General features: G+C 60.1%; 5 protein-coding genes. 1 reads left to right on the top strand and 4 read right to left on the bottom strand.

From position 1 onward, the window contains the following. Positions 1 to 21 precede the first annotated feature (21 nt). Together AC6I6H_RS07405 and AC6I6H_RS07410 are read right to left on the bottom strand one after the other, a co-directional pair. Positions 22 to 1467 carry a rhamnulokinase gene (locus tag AC6I6H_RS07405; RefSeq protein ID WP_497953102.1) on the bottom strand — a complete coding sequence of 482 codons (1446 nt, stop codon included), beginning with the start codon at positions 1465 to 1467 and terminating at the stop codon, positions 22 to 24. 25 nt (positions 1468 to 1492) lie between these two features. After that, positions 1493 to 3259 carry an L-fucose isomerase gene (locus AC6I6H_RS07410; RefSeq protein ID WP_497953103.1) on the bottom strand — a complete coding sequence of 589 codons (1767 nt, stop codon included), beginning with the start codon at positions 3257 to 3259 and terminating at the stop codon, positions 1493 to 1495. A 269-nt stretch (positions 3260 to 3528) separates the two neighbouring features. Here AC6I6H_RS07410 and AC6I6H_RS07415 point away from each other — a divergent pair, with 269 nt between their 5' ends. Continuing rightward, entirely contained in the window at positions 3529 to 4296 is a 768-nt protein-coding gene (locus AC6I6H_RS07415; protein ID WP_497953104.1) for a DeoR/GlpR family DNA-binding transcription regulator, read from the top strand. A gap of 752 nt (positions 4297 to 5048) precedes the next feature. Here AC6I6H_RS07415 and AC6I6H_RS07420 read toward each other — a convergent pair. Continuing rightward, positions 5049 to 5735 carry a SurA N-terminal domain-containing protein gene (locus AC6I6H_RS07420; RefSeq protein WP_497953105.1) on the bottom strand — a complete coding sequence of 229 codons (687 nt, stop codon included), beginning with the start codon at positions 5733 to 5735 and terminating at the stop codon, positions 5049 to 5051. Between the two features lie 197 nt (positions 5736 to 5932). After that, positions 5933 to 7372, bottom strand: a complete 1440-nt coding sequence (locus AC6I6H_RS07425) for a SpoVR family protein (RefSeq protein ID WP_497953106.1) — start codon at positions 7370 to 7372, stop codon at positions 5933 to 5935. Positions 7373 to 7879: the final 507 nt, after the last annotated feature.

The raw sequence follows: 7879 nt of genomic DNA on the forward strand, positions 1-7879 counted from the left end.
CCCTTCGGCGGCGCGGGTTTGCTATTGTAGGGGGGCCGCTTCCGAAGGCTCGTAGCGGACCGAATCGCCCAAACGCGCCGCAAGCTTCTTGGCGGAGGGCAGATCGAGCTCTCCGAGCGCGATCAATTGGATCAGCAGATTGCCGGCGGCGCTTGCTTCGAGCGGCCCGGCGGCAACCGGCTTCCCGCAAGCGGCGGCCGTAAGCCGGCAGAGCAGCCGGTTCTGGATGCCGCCGCCGACCATGTGAACCGTGTCGAACGGCTTGCCGGTCAGGCTCTCCAGCTCACGGATCGTCCGGCTGTAGCCAAGCGCGAGGCTTTCGATGACGGCGCGCGCCAGCGCACCTTTGCTCGCGGGCGGCTCTTGGCCGGTGCGGACGCAGTAGGCGCGGATCCGCTCCGGCATGTTGCCGGGTGCGGCGAACAGCGGGTCGTCCGTGTCGAGCTGCGGGAACGGGCCTTCGGCCGCCTCCGCCCACTCCGTCATTTCCGCAAAGCTGCAGCTTTCCCCGTTTTCGGCCCACCAGCGCCTGCACTCCTGCAAAATCCAGAGCCCGGTCATGTTCTTCAGCAGCAGGTTGGTCCCGCGGAACCCGCTTTCGTTCGTGAAGCCGAGCCGGCGGCATTCCTCCGTCAGCAGCGGAGCGGCGGTTTCCATCCCGACCAGCGACCAGGTGCCGCAGCTGATAAACGCCGCCCGGCTGTCCGGAGCAAAGGGGATGGAGGCGACCGCCGACGCGGTGTCATGGGAAGCCCCGGCGATAACCTGCATCGGCCCGATGCCGAGTTCTTCCCGGACCCGGGGAAGAACAGGGCCGAGAAGCGTGCCCGGTTTTACGGGCCGGGGGAAGAGGCGGGCCGGAATGCCGAGCCGGTTGAGCACCGGGGCGGCCGGGACGCCGGTTCCGGCCGCTTGCAGGCCGCTTGTGCTGAAGATCGTCTGCTCGGCGGCCGCGACACCGCTCAGCCAGTAATGGAACAGGTCGGGCATGTGAACGACGGTCGCCGCCGCGTCCTTGAGCCAAGGGATAGAGCACCAGTCGGCGTAAAGCTGGTACACGGTGTTGATCGGGTCCGGCTGGTTGCCGGTGAGCCGGAACTGTTCCTCGGGCGGCAGCAGCGCTTCCAGCCGGGCCGTGTACGCGGCTGTTCGGTGGTCGCGGTAATGGCAGGGCGCGAGGAGCAGGCGGCCGTCCCCGTCAAGAAAACCGTAGTCGACGCCCCAGCTGTCAACGCTGAGGCTGACGGGCGAAACGCCTTCGCGAAATGCCAGCCGGATGCCCTGTTTGACTTCATGGAACAGCTTCAGCACGTCCCAATGCAGATGCCCCTGCACCTGAACGGGCGTGTTGGCAAACCGGTATACCTCCGATACGGCCAGCGAATCGCCGTCGTATACGCCGAGCACGACTCTTCCGGAGCTGGCGCCCAGGTCGACGGCCAGCATCGATTTGGTTGCGTGGTTCATTTGGCGGCTCCTTTTCGCGGAAGAATCAATACAGGGGACCGAAGGTTTGGCACGCCCGGAAGTCCGCCGCCTCGGGCTGGTCGGTTCCGAACATCGACCAGACGCGGGGCCGGAAAATTCTCGTTTCCTCCACGTTGTGCATGCTGACCGGGATGCGGAGCATGGAGGCGAGCGTGATCAGATCGGCGCCGATGTGCCCGAAGCTGATCGCTCCGTGGTTTGCGCCCCAGTTGTCCATAACATCGTATACCGTCCGGAAGGCGCCGCGTCCGGTGAGACGGGGAGCGAACCAGGTCGTCGGCCAGGTCGGATCGGTGCGTTTGTCCAGCGCGTCGTGCACGGCTTCCGGCAGGTCGACTGTCCAGCCCTCGGTGAGCTGGAGCACCGGACCGAGTCCCTTGACCAGATTCAGGCGGGCCATCGTGACCGGCATGCCGCCTCTGGTTAGATAGTCGGTGGAGAAGCCGCCGCCGCGGAAGTATTCCACCGATGCCGGGCGGAACTGCGTTTCTTTGAGGCAGGCTTCCGCTTCCTCGTCGGTGATTTCCCAGAATGGCTTGATCGCGGGCTTGCCGTCCTTCGCTTGACGGCCCGTTCCGTCCAGGGCGGCGGAGCCGGAGTTGATCAGGTGGAGCAGGCCGCCGGCGGCTTCGCCCTCCAGCTTGTAGCCCGTTACGCGTTCCACGGCGGCGGGGCTCCAGTAGGTGCGGACGTCGGCAAAAATTTGCGCGGTATTGGTCAGAAGGTATTGGAAAAGCATCGTGGCTCCGTTCAGGCTGTCGTTCTCGGTGGCGAGTATATAAGGCGCGCGCCGCCCGTTCCAGTCGAACGACGAGTTGAGGATGGTCTCCATGAAGTCCCCGTTCGGAAAATGGTCGGTCCACTGCCGCTGGCCCTGGAACCCGCCGGCGATGGCATGGTGGCCGCAGGCTTCTTCTTCAAAGCCAAGCTCCGCCAGCTTCGGATTGCCGGCCATCAGGTCCCGCCCGATCAGCGCCATTTTGACGCAGGTCTCCCACTGCCGCTCTTTGTCCTCGTCGCTTGCGCGGAGCGCTTCCGGGTTGTTGTCCGCTCCGATCCGGCAATGCTCCTTCGACCAGGCAAGAGCCCGCTCGAACTCCTCGCGGTCGTAAAGCTCTTCGTCAAAGCGCCGTACGAATTCCGTCATGTCGACGTATTCGGAACGCATGCCCAGGTAGTCCTGAAAAAAAGCGTCGTTCACGATCGAACCCGCGATGCCCATCGACACGGAGCCCATGGACAGGTAAGCCTTTCCGCGCATCTGCGCGACGGCAAGGCCGGCGCGCGCAAACTGCAGCAGCTTGCTTTGGACGTCGGCTGGGATGGTCTCGCTGCCCGAATCCTGTACGTCTTCCCCGTAAATGCCGAAGGCCGGAATGCCCTTTTGCGCATAGGCGGAGAGAACCGCCGCCAGGTAGACCGCTCCGGGGCGCTCGGTGCCGTTAAAGCCCCATACGGCATGCGGGACGGCGGCGTCCATGTCCATCGTCTCGGTGCCGTAGCACCAGCAGGGCGTTACCGTAACGGTCAGTCCCACGCCTTCGCGGGCAAATTTGTCGCGCGCCGCAGAGGCTTCCTTCACGCCGCCGATGGTCGTATCGGCGATGACGCAGCGGACGGGGGTGCCGTCCGGGTAAAAAAGCGCTCGCTCAAGAAAAGAGGCCACCCGCTCCGCCATGCCCATCGTTTGCGTTTCCAGGGACTCCCGCACCCCTCGTCTTCTGCCGTCGATCGTGGGACGGATGCCGATTTTCGGATAATGTATTGCCACTGCCGTTCCTCCTTAAACTGGAATGTAGTAAGCGCTGTCATGCCGAGGTTTGTTTGGTTTCTGAACTAATCATAGAAGGGATTGAGAGAGCAGTCAACAAAAAACAACGAGAATTATTATAAAAATAGTTGATTCTTGTGGGATTTGATCTGGATAGTGTGGTTTTTTAGTTGGATTCCTCTTTTTCCCCGGGGAGACATGTAGTAGACTAGAGGGACGAGAGCCGCGCTGGCGGCAGAGAAACGATAGCGGAAGGCGGGAAAGCGGAGATGAAGGCCTTCGAACGGCGCGATTTGATCCTCCACCAGCTTTATAAAAACAAGAAGGTGCTGGTGTCCGATCTGGCTGCCGAGTACGGCGTGTCCGAGGAAACGATCCGGCGCGACCTGGACAAGCTGGAAAAAGAGGGGCTGGCCCAAAAAAACTACGGCGGGGCGGTCCTGAGCGTCCATACCAACGACGACCCGTCTTATGCGGACCGGCATGACGTCAACCGGACGGAAAAACAAAACATCGCGGAGGCCGCGCTTGAGCTGGTCAGCGACGGCGACACGCTGATGGCGGACGCCAGCACCACCGCATTTGAAGCGCTGCGCAAGCTAGTGGAAGCGAAGGAACGGCTGACCGTGATCACCAATTCGCTTGCGGTTTTGAGCGAATACCAGCACGCGGGCCAGAAGCTGATCTCCACTGGCGGCACGCTGGAGCCGGGAAGCAGCTCGTTCGTCGGGCCGAATGCGGAGCAGGTGATCCGGAAGTATTTTGTCGATGCCGCGCTTATCAGCTGCAAGGCGCTGTCAATGACGGGCGGCATCAGCGACTCGAACGAGGCGGAAAGCGAGCTGAAGCTCCGCATGCGGCAGCAGGCCAACAAAGTGCTGCTGCTTGCGGACCACTCCAAGTTCGACCGCACGGCGTTCGTGCGTCTGTTCGGCTTCGACCAAATCGACTACCTGGTCACAGACCGCAGGCCGTCCGAAGAATGGGTCGCCTTCCTGAACGACCGGCGGGTCTCGCTGATTTATCCGGCGGACTAGCCGGCTGCCCGTTTCGCCGCAGCGGCCCGGCGGACAGACGCGGCCTCCGCCGGGCGGCGGCCGGTGGGGCCCGCGGCGGCATGGCGCGTCCTGCGACGCCCCGGCGTGCCCGGCGGCGGCCGGCCCAGCCGTGCCACGCCGGGGCCCGCGGCGGCATGCGTGTCCGGCGGCAGGCGGAAACACAGCTAAAGGAGCTGATGCCTACCCCCGCCTACGCCCACTCTTGCTTACCATTTGCAAATCCCCTACGGGGAGCGGCTCGCAGCCTCTATCTTGTAGTCCCTTTAGGTTTTGAAACGATTGCCACGGGACTGATTCGCGCCAAAAAACCCATTTCAAATTCTAACGGTTGCCATAGGGCTTATTTGGGTCAAAAAGGCCTTTTCAAAATTCTAACGGTTGCCACAGGGCTTATATCGAAAAAAACGGGCGGAATCAGGTGAAAAAACGCAAATAAGCTCCGTGGCAACCGTTACAAATTTTATCCCCTCTTTTTTGGGCAAATAGCCGCTGTGGCAACCGTTAGAGCACCGTGCGCAGTGTTTCGCTGTATGATGACGGTCATCCGACATATGTTTTTTCCTCACTTTGGAGTCAGACAATCTCCACTACAGTGATTGCCGGAGGAAGCCGGCCCGACAGTCGCGCCAGCTTGGCCGCCCAGCAAAAGGCGGACCTCGCTTACGGGCACAAAACAAAGGGACGGTTCTGGCAGCGGAACAACCGCATGCCGTAGAAACCGTCCCCTTGCGTTAATTTGTGGTCGCTTCAAGCACCGACTGATTAATGGTGTAATGTTCTTCTTCCTTTGCCAGGAGCCCGTCGAGATAGCTTTGATAATCGCCGCTCCGGTCCAAAGCGCCCGTTTCGTTCAAGTGCTTCAGCAGTTTGGACATGAGGATGGCGTTCCGGTACAGTTGCCGTGTTTCGGCGTTGCTCCAGAATTCGTCGGGCGTCAAACCGGTGATGCGTATGCGGTTTTCCAGCAGAGCTTTTGCCGTCTCGTTCTCCCTATCGTCCGCCGCCAATTCGAGCGCTTTCCGTTCCCCCTTGATGCTGGAATCCAGTTCGGCTTCGGTGACGGCGAGCCCCAGCTTTTCCGCCTCCCGAACTGCCAGCGCTTCCAGGATCATCAGCTTGAGCAGCGTATCATCGCCGGGACCCTTCACCTGCTCGCCGCCCGGCAGCGACCGCGTCAATTCTATATTTTTTTGATAAAAGCGGAACGCGCTGCCGGTGATCTGAAACCCGTCACCCTCGACCAGCACGTCGGTCCCGAGGGCTTTTGTCCGTTGTTCCTGAACGCCGAGCGAAGCCGCGATGCGGTCAAATCCCGTACGAATCTCGTCCCTTGTTTTCTCCGACCCGGCGTAAACGGAAGAACCGGTTACCAGAAGAGCTGCCGCCGCGCCGAGCAACAACCCTTTTCTTTTGTTCAAAAGGAACCACCTCCCCGTCCGAAAAAACGAGATCCGTTTGCGCCCCGGCCCACTGGCTTCCCCGCTTGGAAAGGACCGCCCGCGATTTGGACGGCAATCCTCCGTCTGCGCCGCGTGAGGGGAAAGCGGAAGCTCGTCAAGCCATCGGATGATGTTCCTATATTTTACTCTATTTTCTAGTACCCGGCCACCCTTGCTTACAAAAACTGCCGCTGCTGCTTCGTGCCGTCATAGCTGAACAGCACCGTTTTGTCCTCGATGACCGTCTCCAGATGGACCGGCTTCCCCCAAAGGCGATGCACGTAAGGCAGTGTTTTTTCTACGTATTTCAGGTCCAGCTCCATGCCTTCGTAGCCGTGCTTCAGGTACAGCTCCCCGTTTTTGCCGAAGTCTCCGTTTTCCACTGTCAAATAAGGAAAGCCGCCGTTTACGCGGGAATAAACGAGCTGGTCGCGGACGTTTTCCCAGGCTTTGTCGGTGATTTTCCAGTCCGCGCCCCGTTTTTCAAACACGTAGAGGTCGAGGTCCTCCACAAGCTTGCGGGTCAGGTAGCTGCGGATGAAGGATACATCCGAATCGAATTCGCGCACCTCGAACAGCTTTTCCCGCCCTTTTCCCGGATTCCGTCCGTATTTGGCCTGGTCCTCCTCCGTCGGATGGTCCCAGCGTTTTTCGATGTCCTCCAGGATTTTGTAGCCCAGGTAGTAGGGGTTGAGGCTGTTTTTGGAGGGGCAGACGACGGATGAGTTCAGCTTGGAAAATTCAATCGTTTCTTCCGGCGTCAGGTCCAGCTCCCGCAAAATCCGGATGTGCCAGTAGGACGCCCAGCCCTCATTCATGATCTTCGTCTCCATTTGAGGCCAGAAATAAAGCATCTCGTCGCGCAGCATGGTCAAAATATCCCGCTGCCACGGCTCCAGCTCCGGCGCGTACTGCTGAATGAACCAGAGCAGGTCTTTTTCCGGCTTGGGGGGGAACTTGCGCTGCCGGTTTTTCCGGTAAGCTTCCAGGTCTGCGTCCCGGTCCTCCAGCTCCAGCTCCCACAAATCCTCGTAGCCGGTTTTGCGCGTGTTCCGTCCTCCATCCGCCGCCGCCGGATCGTCGTCCTCGGGGTACCGGTCGGGCCGGTAAGGCCGGACGAGGTCCGGGTCCACGTGCTCCTGAATCGCCAGCACCGCATCCAGGAACTGCTCAACGCGATGCGCGCCGTGCTCGATCTCATACCGGCGGATGCGCTCGGCCGTGGCGGACATGCTTTCGACCATGTCGCGGTTGGTCTTCGAGAAGCGGACGTTGTTCTTGAAAAAATCGCAATGAGCCAGCACATGCGCCACGATCAGCTTGTTCTGGATCAGCGAGTTCCCGTCCAGCAGGAAGGCGTAACAGGGATTGGAGTTGATCACCAGCTCGTAAATTTTGCTGAGTCCGAAGTCGTACTGCGTTTTCATTTTGTGAAAGGACTTCCCGAAGCTCCAGTGGCTGAAGCGGGTGGGCATGCCGTAAGCCCCGAAGGTGTAGATGATGTCGGCGGGGCAAATCTCGTAGCGCATCGGATAAAAATCAAGGCCGAAGCCCCGGGCGATCTCGGTGATTTCCTCAATGGCCTTCTCCAGGGCGGTCCATTCGTGCGGGTTCAAGGCGTTCCCTCCCAGCGCGTTCGTCTTCCTCCATGTATATGAAAAGAGGGAACCGCCAATGACGGCAAAGGCCCGGAACGGGGGGCGGGAGGAGGCGAGGGGCGGGGGGGGGCATGGGCGGGGCATGGGCTATGGGCGGGCCATGGACGGGGGACAGCAAAATGCGGGAAACGCCTTTTCTGATAACGGTCTAACCTGGTCACGAACACCCACTTGAGAGCTCGCGAATGGGGGAGTTTAGAAGAAGAGATGATCAAAATAAGGTTTGGGGGATGGCGACGAACCGTTTTTGCAGCGGACTAAATTCTAACGGTTGCCACAGCGGCTATTTGGGCCAAAAGGGCCTTTTTTAAAATCTAACGGTTGCCACAGGGCTTATTAGTGTTTTTTTGCCGGGGTTTGGCGCGTTTTTACCGAAATAGCCTCTGTGGCAACCGTTAGCGCAAAAAAAGAACGGTTTTTGCAGTAGACTTGCAAAAAAACTTACATGGTGCCTGTAAGAGGATA

The organism is Gorillibacterium sp. sgz306347 (assembly GCF_059735245.1).